Below are 20,204 nucleotides of genomic sequence, written 5' to 3' on the forward strand. Positions count from 1 at the left end.
TTATGAGAATTTATAAACCGTATTTATTAATGGCTTTGACACTTCCCTTTTTGTCAGTCTCTTGTCAGCCTCAAGTCGAATCTGCAAAGATTGTAACTATAGATAAGGTAGGCGCCATTGCCATGCCGGAAGAAATTGCCCCTATTGGCAAAATACCGTTTCAGATGCCTGATCTTAAAAGGCCTGTCTTTCCTGAATTGACAGTCAACATATCAGATAAGGGAGCCAAAGCAGATGAACCTATCACTCTTATTGTCAATCAAACGATCATGGACGTTCACAATCGAGGGGGGGGGACTGTCGTCATCCCCAAAGGGAAATGGAAATCAGGGCGTATTGTGCTAAAAAGCAATGTGAACCTCCACTTAGAAGACGAAGCCGAAATAGAATTTCCCGGAACTGTAGAAAGTTATTTACCTGCAGTGTTCACTCGCCACGAAGGAATTGAAATTATGGGAGCCGGGGCATTCATCTATGCAAACGGAGAAAATAATATAGCTGTGACCGGCAAGGGCATTATTTATGGTCCAGCTATGAATGCGGAGATCAGACAACTACCTAATGGAAATACTGTAGTTGAAAATGACATATCGTCAACCACTCCGGTAGCGCAACGAATATTTGACGGTATGAACGGAAGAGGATTCTATCGCCCAAAAACAATCTCGCCCATTAACTGTACTAATGTATTGGTTGAAGGTATTACTATGGAACGCAGCGCATTCTGGAACATCTGTCCGATTTACTGTGAAAATGTAATAATCCGTGGTATTACTGTAAATTCGATTGGAGTTCCCAGTGGCGATGGTATCGACATTGAATCCTGTAAGAATGTACTGATAGAATACTCCACACTCAATTGTGGAGATGATTGCTTCACTTTAAAAGCCGGACGCGCTGAGGATGGACTACGTGTAGGTAAGGCTACCGAGAATGTCGTAATCCGCTATTCATTGGCCAAAGACGGACATGGTGGCATTACTTGTGGAAGTGAAACTGCAGGTGGAATAGAGAATATTTACCTACATGACTGTGTGTTCGATGGAACACAAGTAGGAATACGGTTTAAAACCCGCCGCAATCGAGCCGGAGGAGTATCTGATATTCTATATGAAAATATACGCATGACGAATGTAGGAGAAGCTTTTAAGTGGGATTTGCTTGGCAGCAAACGATATATGGGAGAATTGGCCAGTCGCATTCCACCAAGAGCTGTGAACAGACTGACTCCTGTCATAAAAGATATAAAGATAAGGAACTTTATTGTGGAATCAGCCCATAAAGTATTAAGCATCAATGGCATTCCGGAAGTACCCTGTAGCAATATTCTTATTGAGAACGGCAAAATCAACAGTCAAGAACTCATTACTGCAATGAATGATGTTAACGGATTTATCTTACGTAATTTGGAAATCAACTCACAAGATAATAAAATTAGTATTTTGGACGGACAAAATATCCTATTCGACAATGTACTTTTTACAGTTCCAGCGGGAGAATTATATACCAACATTAGAGGTGAAAAATCTAGAAATATTGTTTATCAAGACGAGAAATCAAAAATAATATGTACACATGAAAAACCAATAAAGGTAAAACAACTTACTCATTAATTAAGATATTCCCCTCTCTTATCAGTTTTCAATAGGTAAGGGCTTCTCAAACAAAATGAGGAGCCCTTTTTATTAGTCTTCAAAGAATAAACCCCAACCAATTCAAATTAAAGAACTAGCCGGGGCAACCTTAAACAAACACAATCCTATTTATTTCTTTAGTGTTTCCAAAAATTCAACTTCCACTATTCTCAATTCATTATTTGTTTTTTCACCGCCTTTTACCCTAAGAAGGTCAAGATCACCAGCATTAGGCTCAACAACTTCCACTATTTGTCCGAAAGCATCCGATTCTTTTGCCTCTCCCTTCAACTTGATAGTTATTTTATCCGTTCGTACAGGCTTGACAAATAGATGAATATACCCCAAACTCTTTTCCGTATTTCCACTCCAAACAAGTTTATCATCTGCAAAAATCTCCAAAGGATAAGAACGTTTCCGCCAACCAGTCAATTTAATGCAAATATCATCTATTTCTGCTTTTCTCTCCAAATGATAAGTAATCCATGCCGTACTCAATTTTCCATCATTTTTCCATTCACTTAATTCGTTACTATCATAACTATAAATAGCCTGTTCACTATTTATTCCGGCAATAGCGGATTTTATTCCTACGTCTACTTTTGAGTCCTGATAAGAAGGAGTCAACGGGGTTTCACCACGGTCAAACCGACTAATCAACTTTTCACTTGGAAAAAACGTGCTAAGTCCGTCCTTTACTTCAACAGGATTAGAGGTTAATGATAGCTCTGCTGAAGGTAAACCAGCTGTCGTAGCCCTTACCATGATCTTACCCGCCTGTTCAGTCGAACGAATCAAAGTTCTTGTTATACCACACTCGACAGGAAGCTCTTTAGCCAATACATAATTGTCTGTAGCTTGCGCAATGCCTCCACGCCATTCGGCAGGTCCTTGCAAATCAAATTTAATCATATTATCAGCAAGCGGACATCTATCACCATTCGCATCTACAACCTCAACCTGCAGTATAGCCAAGTCAGCCCCATCTGCAAAAAGTCCCTTTGGTCCATGCATAAATGTGAGTTTCAAATGATGAGGTTCTCCTATCGTTTTTATAGAATAACGGCTCAATTCTTTGTTATTCTCGCCATAGCTCACTGCTTCAATTATTCCTTTCTCCCACTGGACAGAATCAAACGTAAATAAAAAACGATAATCCTGTTTGCCGAAACCCTTTGATTTACCATTTACAAATAATTCTACTTTATCACCTGAAGAAACCACATACACAGGTTTAGTCACTTTAGATGTATAATTCCAGTGACCAATGATATATGTATGTTCCTTTTCCGTATCAACCCAACCGTCCCACATGGCTTTATGAGCAAAAAATCCATCTTTAGGTATTCTCAACGGATCCACGACTCCACTCCGGCGATAATTTTCTTCACCACGACTATGCGTCTGTGTGTCCGAGAAAATAATTTTAGCACCGCCGGAGCTAACTCTCCTTCCGGTACCCGGCCGTTCACGCCAATAATCATACCACCGCCGAATCAATTCTACAGCAAACATATCTTGATTATGATTATAGGCACTTGCATCCTGCCCTCTATACAAAGGTCCTGCTCCTTCCTTATGAAAAGGATAGCTATATTCATCCCAATACTTACGCAGACCTTCATCACGACAATATTCGGTGGCAAACATCGGATGATGCTCACTCTTATTTATATAAAGCATTTCACCGCCCCATTCAGCTTCACGGATATCCAGCATCTCACGAGAACCTATTGCTCTTCCCCCATAAGGATCGTACATATCACGAATAGCTATCATTTCAAGCATATGTTCACGACTTATAGACTCATTACCTGATTCGTAAAACAATATACTCGGATTATTCTTAAAGTAGATGATAGCATCACGCATTAGCTCCAAACGCTGTCCCCACCAACGGCCAACGGCATCTTTTTCTGCATCTCCGGCAGGCATTACCTGTATCACTCCTACTCTGTCACATGATTCAACATCTTGCTTCCAAGGTGTAACATGCATCCATCTAAAGAAATTCGCATTATGCTCAATCAACAAGCCATTAGAATAGTCACTCATCCAAGGTGGTACCGATATGCCTACTCCCGGCCATTCATTACTTGTACGCTGGGCGTATCCTTTCATTTGCAAAACCCGGTCATTCAGCCATATCTTTCCGCCACTAAAACGAGTCTTTCTGAAACCTGTTTTAGTTACTACTTCGTCAACAATCCTGTTATCCACTATCAACTTTGTCTTTACATCATAAAGATAACCATATCCCCAACTCCAGAAATGCAGATTTTCCAATTCTTTGGCAGCTTTTAGCTTTACTGTCTCTTTAGATTTTACTATCACCGGAGCACTTTTAAAAGTACTTACCCAATTGCCGTCGTAATCATATACACATACTTCATAGCTTACATTGCACGATTTATCATATTCGTTACGTACTTCAGATTCTGCATTAACAAATGCTTTACGGCTCTTAGTACATATATCTGTCGCATAGATATACACTCCTGTCGTTCGTAAGTTACTATACAAAGGTAATGTTTGGTATAACTTATCCGTGATATGCAGCCATACGTTTTTAGGAATACCTCCGTAATTAACATTAAAGTTATTGTCGTTCCATTGATATCGACTGCCGGTAGCCCGCTCCTTATACTTCCAATCATTATCAGTACGTACAGCTATTACATTCTCCCCAGTAAAATTCAAATACGGTGTCAGATCAAAGCCTACAGCCATTACTCCATTTTCATGTAGCCCAATATGTTTACCATTCAAATAAAAATCGGCTCCCTGACGTACTCCTTCAAACTCTATAAATACTTTTTTCCCCTTGGCTGTTTTCGGTAGCTTAAAATGTTTACGATACCAGGAAACGGTATCTGTCATTTCTTTAATAGCAACTTTAAAAGCCTCATCTTCATTAAAAGCGCGAGGCAGAGTTATTTTCTTCCAATCCTTATCAGTAAAAAATAACTTTTCTCCTCCCTGAACATCACCAATATGCAATAACCATTGAGAATTAAAATTGTATTTCTCTCTATTATTAGCCCCCAGTAGCATAGGTATCAGCAGTAAGAGAAATAATAACTTCAAAACTTTAAATCTTCCCATACTTCAAAATATCAATGTTTTATCAAGTTTTATCATCAATCTATTTTATACACCTCCGTACCAGCCAGCAGGAAGCATCCTACTCCGTAATCTTCAAAATCAGGAACGCTCTTGTAAGTTACCGGCTGGCTGTCTTTAGGCTCTTTGCCACTACCCTGCACGAATCCCAAGAAACCATTCGGATGTACAGCCTCTTTCACAATAGCATTCCATGCTTTTACAATGACAGGCATATATTCTTTTTTATCCAATAATCCATTGCGCACTCCCCATGCCATGCCATAAACAAATAAGGAGGTTCCTGATGTCTCCTTCCCCCCATAATTGGATTCATCATGCAAACTTACATTCCAGAAGCCGTCTGCGCGCTGACAAGCCTTCAACGCTTTACTCATTGACAGGAAATCTTTTATATAATCCATACGATGTGTATCATTCTCCGGAACCTCATTCAGGACTCTCACCAATGCGGCATATACCCATCCGTTTCCCCGGCTCCAAAAGCAATTCTTTCCGTTAGGTTCTTTATAAGGAGGAACGAAATTAGCGTCTCTCCACCACAGTCCCTCTTTTTGATTAAACAGTCCATTGCCTATCTCATTACGGGAGCAAGAATACATCTGCCACATTTTATCATAGTATTTCTGTTCGCCTGTCAGCCTGCCTAACTGGGCAAGAACAGGCATCCCCATCTGTATCGCGTCAATCCAAGTCCAGTCGTCCACTTGAGGAGTATTTACCAGCATATCTATTGAAACTTTGATATTTTTTATTTTCGCCGGATCAGGGGAAATCTTATAAAGTTCAATATATGCCTGTCCGCAACAGTGGTCATCTGCATTACGTGTGATATTGCCACCACGCAATCCCCACTTATGAAAATCCGCCCAGTCATATGCATAATCATAATAATCCGAACGGGGATAGACAGTATGCAAAGCCATCAACCCTTCATAATATACCCCGCGAGTCCAGATATTACTGGGTCTGAATTTCCCCACATAACTTGGTCGGGTAAAATCAGCGTACTTTTTCATAAAATAATCGTTGACTTTCACCAATGTTTTTAATGTCTCTTTCCGGTCGGGAAGAGACTGCGCCGACAGGAGATTCCATCCGGCAAGCAATGTCACAACGAGAAGTAGTCGTCTTTTCATGATATAATTTTAATAATACATTAATTAGTTTTCAGCAAATGTAAGGCGAAAACTTCTATACCGGATGTATCATAATACTATTCCATTAACTACAATTCAAACCTGCAAAATGTGAAGAAACATAAGAAGCTTACTTCCATTTTTCCATGTTTTTGTATCTTTGTACATCAATTACAGGTAGAATATGCCTTCCTTTGCCTATCAATTACAAATAATTAATTAACTGCAAAATGAAAAACATAGTACTTTTTTCAGTTTTGATTTTCTGCCTTCTCATAGAAGGAGCAACAACTCCGACCTATGGAATGAAAAGACAAATGGAAGCTTTAGATAGAGGATTAGTAGCCGTGAAAACAGAGAATGGGGTTTTCATCAGTTGGCGCGTATTGGGTAACGAAAAAGAGACAGCCTTTAATGTGTATAAAAATGGCAAATTATTTAAATCAGTTTCTTCAAAACAAGCTACCAACCTGACCGACAAATCCGGTAATCTAGAAGATAAATATGTAGTGAAAGCTGTTGTAAAAGGGAAAGAAACAGACAGTTCCAAAGAAGTGAAAGCCTGGGAACAAGACTTTCTGACTATACAACTAAACCGTCCAGAAAAAGGAATTACTCCACCGTGCATCGCCTTGAATCGTTCGAACGGAATTGCCGAAGAGTATCCGGAGGGACAGGAATATACCTACGTTCCAGGAGATTGCAGCGTAGGAGACTTGGACGGAGACGGCGAATATGAGATTATAGTTAAATGGAATCCTTCTAATCAGACTGATAATTCTTATTCCGGAATCACAGGTCCCGTCTATCTGGATGCCTATAAATTAAGCGGTAAACATTTGTGGAGAATTAATTTGGGAAAAAACATCCGTGCGGGCTCACACTACACACAATTTATGGTATATGACTTCAATGGCGATGGCAAAGCCGAACTAGTCTGCAAGACAGCACCCGGAACGGTAGACGGAAAGGGGAAAAAGATATTCCTTGGTACAGATGACCCGGACAAAGACTGGAGAAACCTGGAAATGAATAAAAAAACGTGTGGCTATGTATTACAGGGTCCGGAGTATCTCACCATTTTCAGTGGGAAAACCGGAGAGGAACTACATACCGTTCCTTATGAAGCAGAACGTGGAGAAGTCAGTTCTTGGGGAGATAGCTATGGCAATCGCGTAGACCGCTTCTTGGCTTGTGTCGCTTATTTGGACGGAATACGTCCAAGCGTTATCATGTGCCGTGGTTATTACGCCAAAACAACTTTAACAGCTTATGACTTTATTAAAGGGAAGCTGATAAAACGGTGGGAACATATTTCTGATATAAAAGGGAAAGGAGCTTATGGACAAGGTAATCATAATCTATCAGTGACCGACGTTGACGGAGACGGCTGTGATGAAATTGTCTACGGCTCTTGCGTGATTAATAATGACGGAACTGTACTTTATCGTACGGGACTGGGACATGGAGACGCCATGCATATAGCTAATCTGGATCCTGACCGTCCGGGATATCAGGTATGGGAAGTACACGAAGAAAAAGAGGCTTGGCAAACATACGGTTATGAAATGCATGACGCACGAACCGGAGAGAGTCTTTGGGGAGGTCCTACAAAAGGAGACAACGGACGTGGACTAGCGGCAGATATCGACCCTAATCACCGCGGATTCGAAATGTGGAGCTCAGGAGCACCGGGAGTTTATAACTGCAAAGGGAAAAAAATTGCAGACAGAAAACCATCTATCAGCTTCCGTATCTATTGGGATGGTGACTTGCAAGATGAAATCCTGAATAAAAATGTCATAACTAAATGGAATGGTTGGAAACCCGTAACACTACGCACTTTTTCCGGAGCTCGACATACTAGTGGAAGTAAGGCGGTTCCTAACCTAAGCGCGGATATTCTAGGTGACTGGAGAGAAGAGGTCATTCTCTGTGATGCTGAAGACCCAAGTAAACTACATATCTATACTACTACTATCCCTACCGAACATCGCTTATATACATTAATGCACGACTCTATGTATCGTTTGGGAATTGCTTGGCAAAATGTAGGTTATAATCAGCCACCACATTTGGGCTTCTATATCGGAGACGGCTTAAAGAATATTCCTTGGCCGGAGATGTATACACCGAAGTCCAACCTGTTTAGCAGATAAACTGCATTAGCAAAATAAAGATATAAACCGCAAATATTCAGCACAATACAGTAACAGTTTTTCCCTTTAAAAGAACACCTCGTTGGTTTTAAAGAAAGGCTGCCTTGGTTTTAAACCAACAAGTTGTTCCTTTAAAACCAACGAGATGATGATTTCCAGTCTGTTTTCAGGCATATTTTCTATGTTTTATTAATTCATAATAAAATGTTATCCGAAACCAACTATAAGATATATACCTATTTCCCCTTAATCTATGTAAATAGGAACAATAATAAGTGCCACAGAAGTGCGTCGTGTCCGATAACAGTGAAAATCAGTGAAAGAAATTAAAAGAGAAACAAATACAACAGAATTATTTGGAAAAAATAAGTTGATAGCTTACATTTGTCATGTGATTTTTTTCATAGTATTAGATTTAAGGTTAACAAAGGTTGGAGCAAGGCGTTGCTCCTTTTTTTATGTCCATATGTGAGATTAGTTCATGTGAGTTAATTCAATAATTGGTACATTCCTCCTGCCAATACACGAATCACCCCTTTCATTTCCAGTTCGAACAGTAGGGCAGTCATCTTATTTACGGGAATATCTGCTTCTACCACAAGAGAGTTGATCTGCAGATTTCCCAGTTTCTCCAAAATAGCGACTATTTTTTGCTCCTCTTCAGACAATTCGATAAAAAGACTACGTTGCACACTTACCTTTTCTGAAAGAGTCGTCTGCATATTCCATCCCATTGCCTGTACAAGATCTTCAGCCGATAATAATAAGGAAGCCTTATTATCTCTAATCAACCGATTACACCCCTTTGAATATTCATCATTTATCCGGCCGGGAAAAGCAAAACAATCGCGATGATAGCCTTCAGCAAGTTCAGCAGTGATTAATGAGCCTCCTTTTTCTGCCGATTCAATGACAACCGTAGCATCACACATACCTGCGACAATGCGGTTACGACTGACGAAATTATGTTTGTCGGGATTCGTACCGGACAGAAATTCGGTCAATAGTCCTCCTTTTTCGAGCATATCAATGGCTGTTTTCCGATGGACATAAGGATAAATACGATCCAGACCGTGGGCAAGGACACCTACCGTAGGCAGATCATTGACCAGCGCTTCACGATGCGCATGAATATCGATTCCGTAAGCAAGTCCACTGACCACCAACACATCAGGACAAAGTGTTTTCAGATCGCGTAAGAAAGAGGCGCAAATCCGGGTACCATAATCAGTGGCATTACGGGTGCCTACCATATTTATTATATGCAGGGAATTCAAATCGGTATTTCCTTTAAAGAAAAGGACAATAGGAGCATCTTCACATTCCCGCAAACGAGAAGGATAAGCCTCGTCATGGAAAGTCAGGCAGGAGATCCGGTTCTTCCGGATAAATTCATATTCCTGTTCGGCACGGATCACAGCTTGTGGACAATCCAACGCATCTACCACCCGTTGACTCACTTCAGGAATACGTTCCGGTATTTCTTTACGCAGACGGAAGACATCAACAGCATTATTCATTCCGTCTATCAGATGTTTCGCCCCTATGTGCCCGATACCGGGCACCATTGTCAGGGCGATACTATAAATCTGTTCTTCCTCGGAACTGCTCATTTCAGGTAAGGGGCAAAGACGCTATCGAATAATTCGCTGTCACTCAAACGTCCGTTTACCACACATACCGTTTCAACAGTGGATTTCACTACTACTTTATTATCACTCTTACGGAAAATATCCTGATAGAATACATATTTGATACCTTCCTTCTTCATATAGAGTTTAGAGACAAACTCGTCTCCGCTTTTCAACGGCGTTTTGAATGCCATATTAATGCGTGCCACTACCGGATCGACTCCCTGTTCGTGGAGTGCAGCAAAACTGATGCCTACCGACGTCAGAAACTCATGGCGGGTATGTTCCAAATAATGCTGATAGTTCGCATTATTAACAATCCCTTGAAGGTCGCACTCGTAATCACGCACCTTCATTTCCAATTCATAGATATAGTTCATCAATTAAAAATTGAAGATTAAAAATTAAAAGTTGAGAAATAGCAGTTAGCCTCTTTTTTGCTCAATATCGAGTCCTTTGAACTTCTTCAGTTCTTCGGTTGATACCAGTTTATACAGCTTGTCACTGGGGCGTATCTTATCTGATTTCATGGAGAAGTGCTGGCCTTTCTTCACAGTCTGCACGGATTCCAAGTCAACACGGGCTTCTTCCAAAGTCATGAATAGAGCACCTGTGGTCGGTCCGGTAATGAGAAGTTTATCGCCTACGCTAACTTCCGCAGCCTCTACCAGAAATTCGGAAACTCCAATGTTAGAGAAGTATTTGATACCTTTACCTACATATATCTTACGTTCCGTAGCTGCCGAGCCATAGTTTCTGGTCCATTCGCCTAAACGTTGTCCCAAATAATAGCCATCCCAAAAGCCGCGGTTGAATACAGTTTTCAGACGTTCGTCCCAAGCTGCAATCTTTTCATCGGTAAATGTTCCTTCCAGATAAGCTTTGATAGCCTCTTTGTAACATTCTACCACTGTACGCACATATTCAGGTCCACGGGCACGGCCTTCAATTTTGAATACACGCACACCGGCATCCAACATCTTATTCATAAAGTGGATGGTCTTCAAATCTTTCGGTGACATGATATATTCGTTATCAATATCCAGTTCCACATCCGTCTCTTTGTCACGGACTGTATAGGAACGGCGACACACCTGCATACAAGCGCCGCGGTTGGCAGAATGGTTCATCTCATGCAAAGAGAGGTAACATTTACCCGATACAGCCATACAAAGCGCACCGTGACAGAACATCTCAATGCGAATCTGTTCACCGCTCGGACCACAAATATGTTCTTCCTGAATCTGGCGATAGATTTCGGCTACCTGCTCCAGATTCAACTCACGGGCCAATACTACCACATCTGCAAATTGTGCGTAGAATTTTAAAGCCTCTGCATTGGAGATGTTCAGTTGAGTGGAAAGGTGTACCTCCTGCCCTATCTGACGGGCATAGTTCATCACCGCCACATCGGCTGCAATCACCGCAGAGATTCCGGCTTCCTTGGCTGCATCGACAATGGTATGCATCAATGGAATATCTTTATCATAGATAATCGTGTTGACCGTCAAGTAACTTTTCATCCCGTGTTCATCACACGTACGGGCGATCTCCCGCAAATCATCAATCGTAAACGTATTGGCCGAACGGGCACGCATGTTCAGGTTTTCTATACCGAAATAGATAGAATCGGCACCTGCCTGAATAGCCGCAGCAAGAGATTCGCGCGAACCGACAGGAGCCATTATTTCAAAATCTTTCAAACTAAGACTCATAGAATATATACTTATTTGTATCAGTTAAGCAAATGAATGTGTGCAAAGGTAGGCTTTTTTCCGTATTTTTGCAGCGAAAACAAGAAGTTACTTCAATCATAAACAGTAAATATCAGATTCATATATGAAGATAGGCCAAATAGATCTGGGTAAATATCCCATCTTACTTGCTCCCATGGAGGATGTGACTGATCCGGCTTTCCGCTTGATGTGCAAGAGGTTCGGAGCAGATATGGTATACACCGAATTTGTGTCGAGCGATGCGCTGATTCGCGCTGTCAGCAAGACTGCGCAGAAACTAAGTATCAGTGATGCCGAACGTCCCGTTGCCATCCAGATATACGGGAAAGATACGGAAACGATGGTGGAAGCTGCCAAGATTGTGGAACAGGCACAACCTGATATTCTGGATATCAATTTCGGATGCCCGGTAAAAAGAGTAGCCGGAAAAGGAGCAGGAGCAGGTATGTTACAGAATATCCCCAAGATGCTGGAGATCACCCGTGCGGTAGTAGATGCGGTGAAAATCCCCGTAACGGTCAAGACTCGCCTGGGATGGGATGCTAACAACAAAGTAATTGTAGAGCTAGCAGAACAGCTACAGGATTGTGGCATTGCTGCACTGACTATACATGGCCGCACCCGTGCACAAATGTACACCGGAGAAGCAGACTGGACATTAATAGGCGAAGTGAAGAATAATCCACGGATGCATATTCCTATTATCGGTAATGGTGACGTGACGACGCCTCAACGCTGCAAAGAGTGTTTTGACCATTACGGAGTAGATGCTGTCATGATTGGTCGTGCCAGCTTTGGTCGTCCATGGATATTCAAAGAAGTGAAACACTATCTGGAGACTGGGGAAGAATTACCACCGCTAAGTTTCGACTGGTGCATGGAAGTGCTTCGCCAGGAAGTGGTCGACAGTGTAAATCTACTTGATGAGCGCAGAGGTATTCTGCATGTACGCCGTCATTTGGCTGCCAGCCCATTATTCAAAGGAATCCCTAATTTCCGTAATACGCGTATTGCCATGTTACGGGCAGAAACAAAGGAAGAGCTTTTCCGCATATTTGAAGAAATCACTTTCCAACGTAAAGAGAATCCGGAAATTTAATCTACCATAGATCATAATCTTCATCCGCAAACTCTGACTCCTGCGGATGGAGATTATCTGTTTCAAAATACAGAAGTATATTCCAATTTTCTACTTAAACATCGGTTGTGCAAACCACTTCTTAAACATCCAGGTCACAACCACATACAATAGGAATGCAGAGAAAAAACCTACAATGGCATCAATCACATAATGTGCCTGAATATATACGGTAGCCCCGCAAAGCAACATATAGAAAGGTATCAGACAAGCAAACAATTTCTTGCTGCCACGCCATGCCATAATCATCAAAATAGTAGAAATACCGACGTGTGAACTGGGGAATGCTGCCGTAGGACGTTCGCCTACCTGCTGTGAGCCCTCCACTAAGCTATAAAAGAATCCATGCTGATAACCCGGTCCGGGAAGTAATTCCTGATTATGATTGAAATAGTCACCGATAGCAGGGAAAATACCTTTAGATACATTATCAATCCCGATGGCAGGGAAATAGAATTGAGGCCCCGCGACAGGAACGAATATATAAATCAGATAATAGATAAAGAAGGAAGTGACGAGAACAAAAGACATCTTTTCGAACCACTCAAACTTATAAATGAAATAAAACAATGCCACAATCAGCATCATCGGATAATAAAAGAAATATCCCATATTGAATGCTTCACTGACGATAAGGTGCGGAAACGTATGGCAAAACCAGATAGCAGGCTGACCATTGAAAATAAACTCCTCGGCAGTTGCAAATACATGGTCTAAATTCGGAAAGAAACGATTGAACTCGAAAGTATCCGGATACCAGTAAGACAATAGACTCATCTGGATAACAATGCGCACAAACGCTGAAAACTTACAGGGGGCAAGACGATAAAGATACATCAACAAAAAGGTCATCGCCGCGATCATAGCCCTATCCAGCAACATGTGCCATGGATGATCCATTCGCTGAAACAGGAATAGAATCAATATGGAAGTCAACAGATTATAAATCAGTGTAATCTTTTCCACAGCAAACAACCCTTTCCGGGTTTCTACGCGCTTAAATAAGTCTAAAGCCATCCTTCATTTTTATACCAGGCAATGGTTTCACGAACTCCCTTTTCCAAATCATATTCGGGTACATACCCAAGTTCTTTCATTACCGGGGATATGTCGCATTGCCAGTTGCGTTGTTTCATTATCTTATATTTATCCGAATTCAGGGTACTGCTCCTCCCGGAACGTGTAGCAATGAATTCAGCGAACAAAGATATAACTTTTAGCACAATTAATGGACATTTCAAGTGAAGAACAAACGGATTGCCCAATTCTTTTTGTATCAGATCCGAAAAGGCACGACTTCTATAGATTTTCCCATCTGTCAGGAAATACGCCTTTTGAACCACTTTTTTCTCCATTCCCAGAAAAATCGCCTGCACAATGTCCTTCACATAAACAAAAGTCAAGTCCTGACGACGGAAACCGACCGAAAAGTCTACATGCTTCTGAATGGACTTGGCCATCAGGAAATAGTCTGACTCACGGGGACCATAGACTCCCGTAGGACGATAAATGACATAAGGAAAACCGGGAATACTCTGAATATATAATTCCGCTTTCAATTTACTCAATCCATAAGCCGTATTAGGCATCGGAGTATCTTCTCCGCTTATCGGAGTATAATCCTTCTCACGTACAGGTCCGAATACACTCAACGTGCTAATATATATAAACTGCTTCGGAACCATATTCAATTCCTTCAGCGTGTCTATAAAATATTTAGTCTGAAGATAATTCACATAATCAAAGGTCTTTTTATCAGAACACTTTGTCACACCGGCGCAATGGATGATATAATCAAATTTGCTGTAAGTACCTTTATGCCCGGAGAGTTGGGCGCGAAGCTCATTGGGATGTGCAAAGTCCAGTTCCAGAAAGTGAATTTTCCGGTTCTTTAAATACCGCTTGCTACTCGTGGGGCGAATTCCGGCCCACACACCAAACTTTCGTTTCAACGCTTCCTCCACGATGAAACTTCCTATAAAACCACTTGCACCTGTAATTAAAACACTCTCCATTATTACTTCCCTGGTTCTACATGAATATTGATTCAAAAAATATGATGCCACAAAGATACGATAAATATAAAATAAAAGCCATTTTGCTTTTCTCAATTATTATTTGTTTATTTGCAACGCGATTTATTTACTATTCAACACTTTTAAAGCACGTGGAAGATAAGGCCGATTTTGATTTTCTTTTTAAAGAGTACTATCCTCAACTTTATTATTACGCATTTCATTTGATTAATAATATGGAGGCTAGCAAAGATATCGTCAGCGACGCCTTCGAATTTATTTGGGCCAATTATGCTAAAATAGATAAAGCCACAGCTAAATCTTATCTATATGTCTACGTTCGCAACAAAAGCATTGATTTCCTGCGGCATCAGAATACACACGAACAATACGTACAAATCTATTCCGAACTGACCAAAAGTTATGTTGAGACGGAGTATCAGGAGCAGGATGAAAGAATGATGCATATCAGTAAGGCGATGGAAAAACTGACTCCACATACCAGGCATATTTTAGAAGAATGTTATATTCAACGCAAAAAATATCAGGAAGTGGCAGAGGAATTAAATATTAGTGTCAGTGCAGTCAGGAAGCATATTGTGAAAGCATTACAGGTGATACGTGAAGAATGTGCAAAAAAATCATAAAGCAGGTGTCTTTATTTTATGATTAAACGTAATATAAATAAGTATGATACAGTCGAACAGTGATGAATAAAGATATTGACAATATAGATAGTACAGATAAATCTGTAGAGAAGGCACTCGACATTATGGAGAGCTCTTCAGAAATAAACGTCGAACAACTGCAGGAAATGCTTAAAGATGAAGAAACCCTGCAGGCTTGTCGCGACATCATGGATAGCAGCCTCTTCCTACAACAAAAAAGTGGAATGGAACTACCCAATATAGAGATGGAGCTAGAACGATTCAAGAAAAAACAGTACACGGCAAGAATGCGTTCCAACTTCTGGAAAGTAAGTATGGGAATAGCCGCCATGATTGCCGTTCTATTTGGAACTTACTATCTTATCAATACCCTGACGACCCCTGCCCTGGAACCAATCACAGTATTTACTGCGGATGCTGCCCCTCAACATATCACTCTGCAAAAAGATAACGGAGAAAAGATTGTATTAGACGAACCGCAATCAAACAATCAAACCTTACCACAGAAAATGATCTCAAAGTCCGAAAAGAAAGAATTGGATTACAGGCAAGTCATTTCAACGACCACTCAAACACATGTACTCACTGTTCCACGCGGTGAAAGTTTCAAGGTAGTGTTATGTGACGGCACGGAGGTCTGGCTCAATGCCAATAGTAACTTTGTCTATCCAACGGCCTTTATTGGCGACGAACGTATCGTCACTTTAGAAGGTGAGGCTTATTTTAAAGTGGCCAAAGATCCGGAGCGACCTTTCATCGTAAAAACCAAAACTGTGCAAACCCGCGTTCTCGGTACTGAATTTAATATACGCAGCTATACTCCTGAAGATACTCATGTAGTGCTTATTAATGGAAAAGTAGAAGTCAGCAATACCAAAGGAGGATCATATACCAGACTATATCCGGGAGAAGATGCACATCTGCAATCTGATGGCAACTTTATCCTGGCAGAAGTAGATCTAGACTCCTATGTTTATTGGAAAGACGGCTATTTCTACTTTGACAATGTCACATTGAAAGATATTATGCAAAATTTGGGACGTTGGTACAATGTAAACATAGAGTTCAGAAACAAAGAAGCGATGGAGTATAAAATGCACTTTATATCCGATCGTACCAAAGACCTGGAACATACAATCTCATTACTTAATAGAATGAAAAAAGTGACAGTCACCTTGCAAGGCAATACGCTTACTGTAGACTAGATTTTTATTGCATAAGTATAACTAATCTATGCAAAATACAACAAAATATCACTTTTATTAAAAAATAAATCACAAAAGGGGTATCCATTTTTTCTTCTCATACGAACTAGTTATATAAACATGTTCAAAATAGTGTTATTAAAGACAAACGTATGAGAAATAATTGGAACCTACTTATTGTGTGTTTTCTATGCGTATTATGTTTCCGACCCTACCAAGTAAATGCTCAGGTGCAATCGCAAAAGAAAATCACGATTGAAATTAGCAACGAACGGTTGCCGTCCGTACTAAAACGTTTAGAAAAACTATCTGGATATAAGATCCTGTTTACGTATGACGATGTCAAGAAATTCACCGTTTCTGGCTCCGTCAAGGATAAGAGTATAGAGCAGACTCTCGATATAATCTTAGCCAATAAGCCACTGGAATATCATATTGAAGACCAATTTATCACAATTACTATCAAAGGTCCTTCCAAACAGGCGAAAGTATTCAATGTGAAAGGAGTGGTTATTTCCGGTGATGACGGACAGCCGCTCATTGGTGCAACCGTTGTCATCAAAGGAAGTAAGTCCGGTGTATTAACGGATATAGATGGAAAATTCTCGATAGAAAATGTATCCAATAAATCCCTGTTACAATTTTCCTATATAGGAATGAAACCGCAAGACCTGACTCCTGCTCCAAATATGAATGTTACATTAATGCCTGATGTACAAACATTATCTGAAGTAGTAGTAACAGGTATGCAGAAAATGGACAAACGTCTGTTTACAGGAGCAACCAAACAATTGTCCGCAGATGAGGTCAAACTAGATGGTTTGCCTGATATCAGCCGGGGACTTGAAGGACGTGCTGCAGGCGTATCTGTACAAAATGTTTCCGGCACATTTGGTACCGCCCCAAAAATCCGGGTACGTGGTGCTACATCTATTTTCGGTAGTTCAAAGCCACTATGGGTGGTAGATGGAGTCATCATGGAAGATGCTATCGACGTAGGTCCGGATGACTTATCCTCAGGAGATGCCGAAACATTGATTAGTTCAGCTATTGCCGGATTGAATTCAGATGATATTGAAAGCTTTCAAATATTGAAAGACGGATCAGCAACCTCTATCTACGGTGCGCGAGCCATGGCAGGGGTTATTGTAGTAACCACCAAAAAGGGAAAAGCCGGTGTCAGCAAAATCAGCTATACCGGTGAATTTACAACTCGTATGATTCCCAGTTATAAAGAATTCAATATCATGAATTCACAGGAACAAATGGGAATCTATAAAGAAATGGAACAAAAAGGATGGCTCAACAATAGCGATACTTACCGTGCAAAAGATAGCGGAGTGTATGGACGTATGTATCAGTTAATCAATCAATACAATCCGGTTACAGGACAATTCGGACTTGCCAACACTCCGGAAGCACGTAACGCTTACCTGCGTGAAGCGGAAATGAGAAATACCGACTGGTTTGATACTTTATTTTCCAACAATATCACACAAAATCATTCTGTCAGTATCACTTCCGGAACAGAAAAATCTTCATTCTATGCTTCATTAAGTGCCATGTCAGACCCGGGGTGGTACAAGCAAAGTGAAGTAAAACGCTATACAGCTAATTTAAATACAACATATAATATATATAAGAATTTATCTATAAATTTAATATCCAGTGCTTCCTACCGTAAGCAGAAAGCGCCCGGAACACTAAGTTCTGAAGTGAATGCAGCTAGTGGAGAAGTCACCCGTCAATTTGACATCAATCCATATTCGTATGCACTAAACACATCACGCGCATTGGATCCGGCAGTCAACTATACAGCTAACTACGCACCATTCAATATCCTTCATGAATTGGATAACAATTATATGGACTTAAACGTAGTTGACGTTAAATTCCAAGGAGAAGTAAAATGGAAAGCACTTCCAGAATTAGAGCTTAGCGCATTAGGAGCAGTCAGATATCAAGCTTCTTCGCAAGAACATAATATTAAAGACCACTCGAATCAGGCAACAGCATATCGCACAGGAATGGATGACGCCACTATTCGTGACAACAATAATTTACTCTACACCAACCCCGACAATCCTTATGCTTTACCCATCAGCATACTGCCGGAAGGCGGTATTTACCAGCGTAAGGACTATCGCATGCTGGGAGTAGACTTTCGTGCCACAGCATCCTGGAATCATTTATTTGCAGAAAAGCATATAACCAATCTTTTCGCTGGTATGGAGGTGAATGATTTAAAACGCATGCAGAATTATTTTCAAGGATGGGGAATGCAATATACAATGGGCGAAATTCCATCGTACGTATATGAATTTTTCAAGAAAGGTATTGAGTCCGGTGAAAATTATTATGGATTAAACCATACCACAACAAGGAGTGTAGCAGGTTTTGCCAATGCAACCTATTCGTATGATGGCCGTTATACAGTAAACGGAACATTCCGCTATGAAGGCACCAACCGCATGGGAAAAAGCCGTTCTTCCCGCTGGTTACCTACATGGAATATTTCAGGAGCATGGAATGTACATGAAGAAAATTTCTTCGAAACACTCAGCTCCGTGCTGTCACATTTGACATTCAAAGCATCCTACTCTTTAACTGCCGACAGAGGTCCGGAATATGTAACAAATTCACATGCCATAATCACCAGCTATTCACCATTTCGCCCTTTCACCAGCGGACAGGAAACCGGACTTTATGTATCCGACCCCGAAAATAGCGAATTGACTTACGAAAAGAAGCATGAATTAAACATCGGTGCTGATATGGGATTCTTAAACAACCGGATCAATTTCTCAATCGACTGGTATAAACGCAACAACTATGACCTGATTGGTATAACTCCGACACAAGGAGTAGGTGGTTCTATTTATAAATATGCCAATATAGCCTCCATGAAGTCACATGGTATTGAATTCACCATCTCAAGCAAGAATATCCAATCGAAAGACTTCTCATGGAATACAGATTTCATCTTTTCCAAAGCAAAAAATGAAGTGACCGAGCTTAACGCCCGTTCCAGCGTGATGGATCTGGTTTCAGGCTATGGTTTTGCGCGTCAGGGCTACCCGGTGCGTGGTTTGTTCTCTATCCCATTTGTCGGCCTAAGTTCAAATGGTATCCCAATGTATAATATCAATGGAAAAATAACCAGTACTGATATTGATTTCCAAACACGTGACAATATAGACTATCTAAAATATGAAGGTCCCACTGATCCTACTATAACAGGTAGCTTTGGTAATATCTTCACCTATAAAGCATTCAAACTAAATGTATTTATCACCTATTCATTTGGTAATGTAGTACGTTTAAATCCGTGCTTCAATTATCAATACAGTGACTTATCCTCTATGCCCCGTGAATTCAAAAATCGCTGGACAGTTCCGGGTGATGAGAAGCATACCAATATCCCTGCCATCATTTCCAAACGTCAATATGAAGATAATAAAGATTTGATGTATGCATATAATGCCTATAATTACTCTACAGAACGAATTGCCAAAGGAGACTTTATTCGTATGAAAGAAATTTCCTTGTCCTATGATTTTCCAAAATCATGGATTACATCAGCAAAGATATCCAATTTATCTTTGAAACTTCAGGCTACCAATTTATTCCTAATCTACGCAGATAAGAAGCTAAACGGACAGGACCCGGAATTCTTCAATACCGGTGGAGTTGCCTCCCCTGTACCCCGTCAGTTCACATTAACTCTTAGATTAGGATTTTAACCATTCAGATAAT

13 protein-coding genes are annotated in these 20,204 nt (G+C 40.7%); 6 read left to right on the forward strand and 7 right to left on the reverse strand.

All coding sequences use genetic code 11. The annotated features are described in order from the left end of the window. The first annotated feature begins 29 nt into the window (after positions 1-29). A complete protein-coding gene (locus tag HMPREF9010_RS21965) occupies positions 30-1,613 on the forward strand; it encodes a glycoside hydrolase family 28 protein (protein ID WP_004302678.1) in 1,584 nt (527 codons plus the stop codon). Between the two features lie 150 nt (positions 1,614-1,763). On the opposite strand, the gene HMPREF9010_RS21960 is transcribed toward HMPREF9010_RS21965, so the two are convergent. Both HMPREF9010_RS21960 and HMPREF9010_RS21955 read right to left on the reverse strand, forming a co-directional pair. Then, complete coding sequence (locus HMPREF9010_RS21960) at positions 1,764-4,739, reverse strand: glycoside hydrolase family 2 protein (protein WP_008646725.1); 2,976 nt, start codon at positions 4,737-4,739, stop codon at positions 1,764-1,766. A 35-nt stretch (positions 4,740-4,774) separates the two neighbouring features. Then, complete coding sequence (locus tag HMPREF9010_RS21955) at positions 4,775-5,896, reverse strand: glycoside hydrolase family 88 protein (protein WP_004302681.1); 1,122 nt, start codon at positions 5,894-5,896, stop codon at positions 4,775-4,777. Between the two features lie 230 nt (positions 5,897-6,126). Between HMPREF9010_RS21955 and HMPREF9010_RS21950 the strand changes: the two genes are divergently transcribed. Continuing rightward, positions 6,127-8,055, forward strand: a complete 1,929-nt coding sequence (locus tag HMPREF9010_RS21950) for a rhamnogalacturonan lyase (RefSeq protein ID WP_008646726.1) — start codon at positions 6,127-6,129, stop codon at positions 8,053-8,055. A gap of 488 nt (positions 8,056-8,543) precedes the next feature. Here HMPREF9010_RS21950 and dprA read toward each other — a convergent pair whose 3' ends face one another. From dprA to HMPREF9010_RS21935, 3 genes are read right to left on the reverse strand one after another with little or no spacing between them, the layout of a single operon-like run. Then, entirely contained in the window at positions 8,544-9,668 is a 1,125-nt protein-coding gene (gene dprA, locus HMPREF9010_RS21945) for a DNA-processing protein DprA (protein ID WP_008646728.1), read from the reverse strand. Then, on the reverse strand, positions 9,665-10,066 hold the full coding sequence (locus tag HMPREF9010_RS21940) for an acyl-CoA thioesterase (RefSeq protein WP_004302689.1): 402 nt from the start codon (positions 10,064-10,066) through the stop codon (positions 9,665-9,667). Before HMPREF9010_RS21940 ends, dprA begins: the two co-directional genes overlap by 4 nt. 45 nt (positions 10,067-10,111) lie before the next feature. After that, positions 10,112-11,401, reverse strand: a complete 1,290-nt coding sequence (locus HMPREF9010_RS21935) for a peptidase U32 family protein (RefSeq protein WP_004302691.1) — start codon at positions 11,399-11,401, stop codon at positions 10,112-10,114. 124 nt (positions 11,402-11,525) lie between these two features. Between HMPREF9010_RS21935 and dusB the strand changes: the two genes are divergently transcribed. Next, a complete protein-coding gene (gene dusB, locus HMPREF9010_RS21930; RefSeq protein ID WP_008646729.1) occupies positions 11,526-12,521 on the forward strand; it encodes a tRNA dihydrouridine synthase DusB in 996 nt (331 codons plus the stop codon). Positions 12,522-12,611: 90 nt separating this feature from the next. Here the strand turns inward: dusB and HMPREF9010_RS21925 are convergent, their stop codons facing one another. Continuing rightward, positions 12,612-13,577, reverse strand: coding sequence for a phosphatase PAP2 family protein (locus tag HMPREF9010_RS21925; RefSeq protein WP_004312256.1), 966 nt, complete (start codon positions 13,575-13,577; stop codon positions 12,612-12,614). Further along, a complete protein-coding gene (locus HMPREF9010_RS21920; protein WP_004302697.1) occupies positions 13,568-14,575 on the reverse strand; it encodes an NAD-dependent epimerase/dehydratase family protein in 1,008 nt (335 codons plus the stop codon). Before HMPREF9010_RS21920 ends, HMPREF9010_RS21925 begins: the two co-directional genes overlap by 10 nt. Positions 14,576-14,619: 44 nt before the next feature. On the opposite strand from HMPREF9010_RS21920, the gene HMPREF9010_RS21915 reads away from it, so the two are divergent. The 3 genes from HMPREF9010_RS21915 (at position 14,620) to HMPREF9010_RS21905 (ending at position 20,191) form a co-directional block, all read left to right on the forward strand. Beyond that, positions 14,620-15,222 (forward strand): RNA polymerase sigma-70 factor, encoded by a 603-nt coding sequence (locus HMPREF9010_RS21915; protein ID WP_004312254.1) that lies wholly within the window; start codon positions 14,620-14,622, stop codon positions 15,220-15,222. A 62-nt stretch (positions 15,223-15,284) separates the two neighbouring features. After that, on the forward strand, positions 15,285-16,448 hold the full coding sequence (locus tag HMPREF9010_RS21910) for a FecR family protein (RefSeq protein ID WP_004322945.1): 1,164 nt from the start codon (positions 15,285-15,287) through the stop codon (positions 16,446-16,448). Between the two features lie 152 nt (positions 16,449-16,600). Beyond that, a complete protein-coding gene (locus HMPREF9010_RS21905; protein ID WP_008646733.1) occupies positions 16,601-20,191 on the forward strand; it encodes a SusC/RagA family TonB-linked outer membrane protein in 3,591 nt (1,196 codons plus the stop codon). Positions 20,192-20,204: the final 13 nt, after the last annotated feature.

It is taken from the genome of Bacteroides sp. 3_1_23, from assembly GCF_000162555.1.
GTDB classification, from domain to species: Bacteria; Bacteroidota; Bacteroidia; order Bacteroidales; family Bacteroidaceae; genus Bacteroides; species Bacteroides ovatus.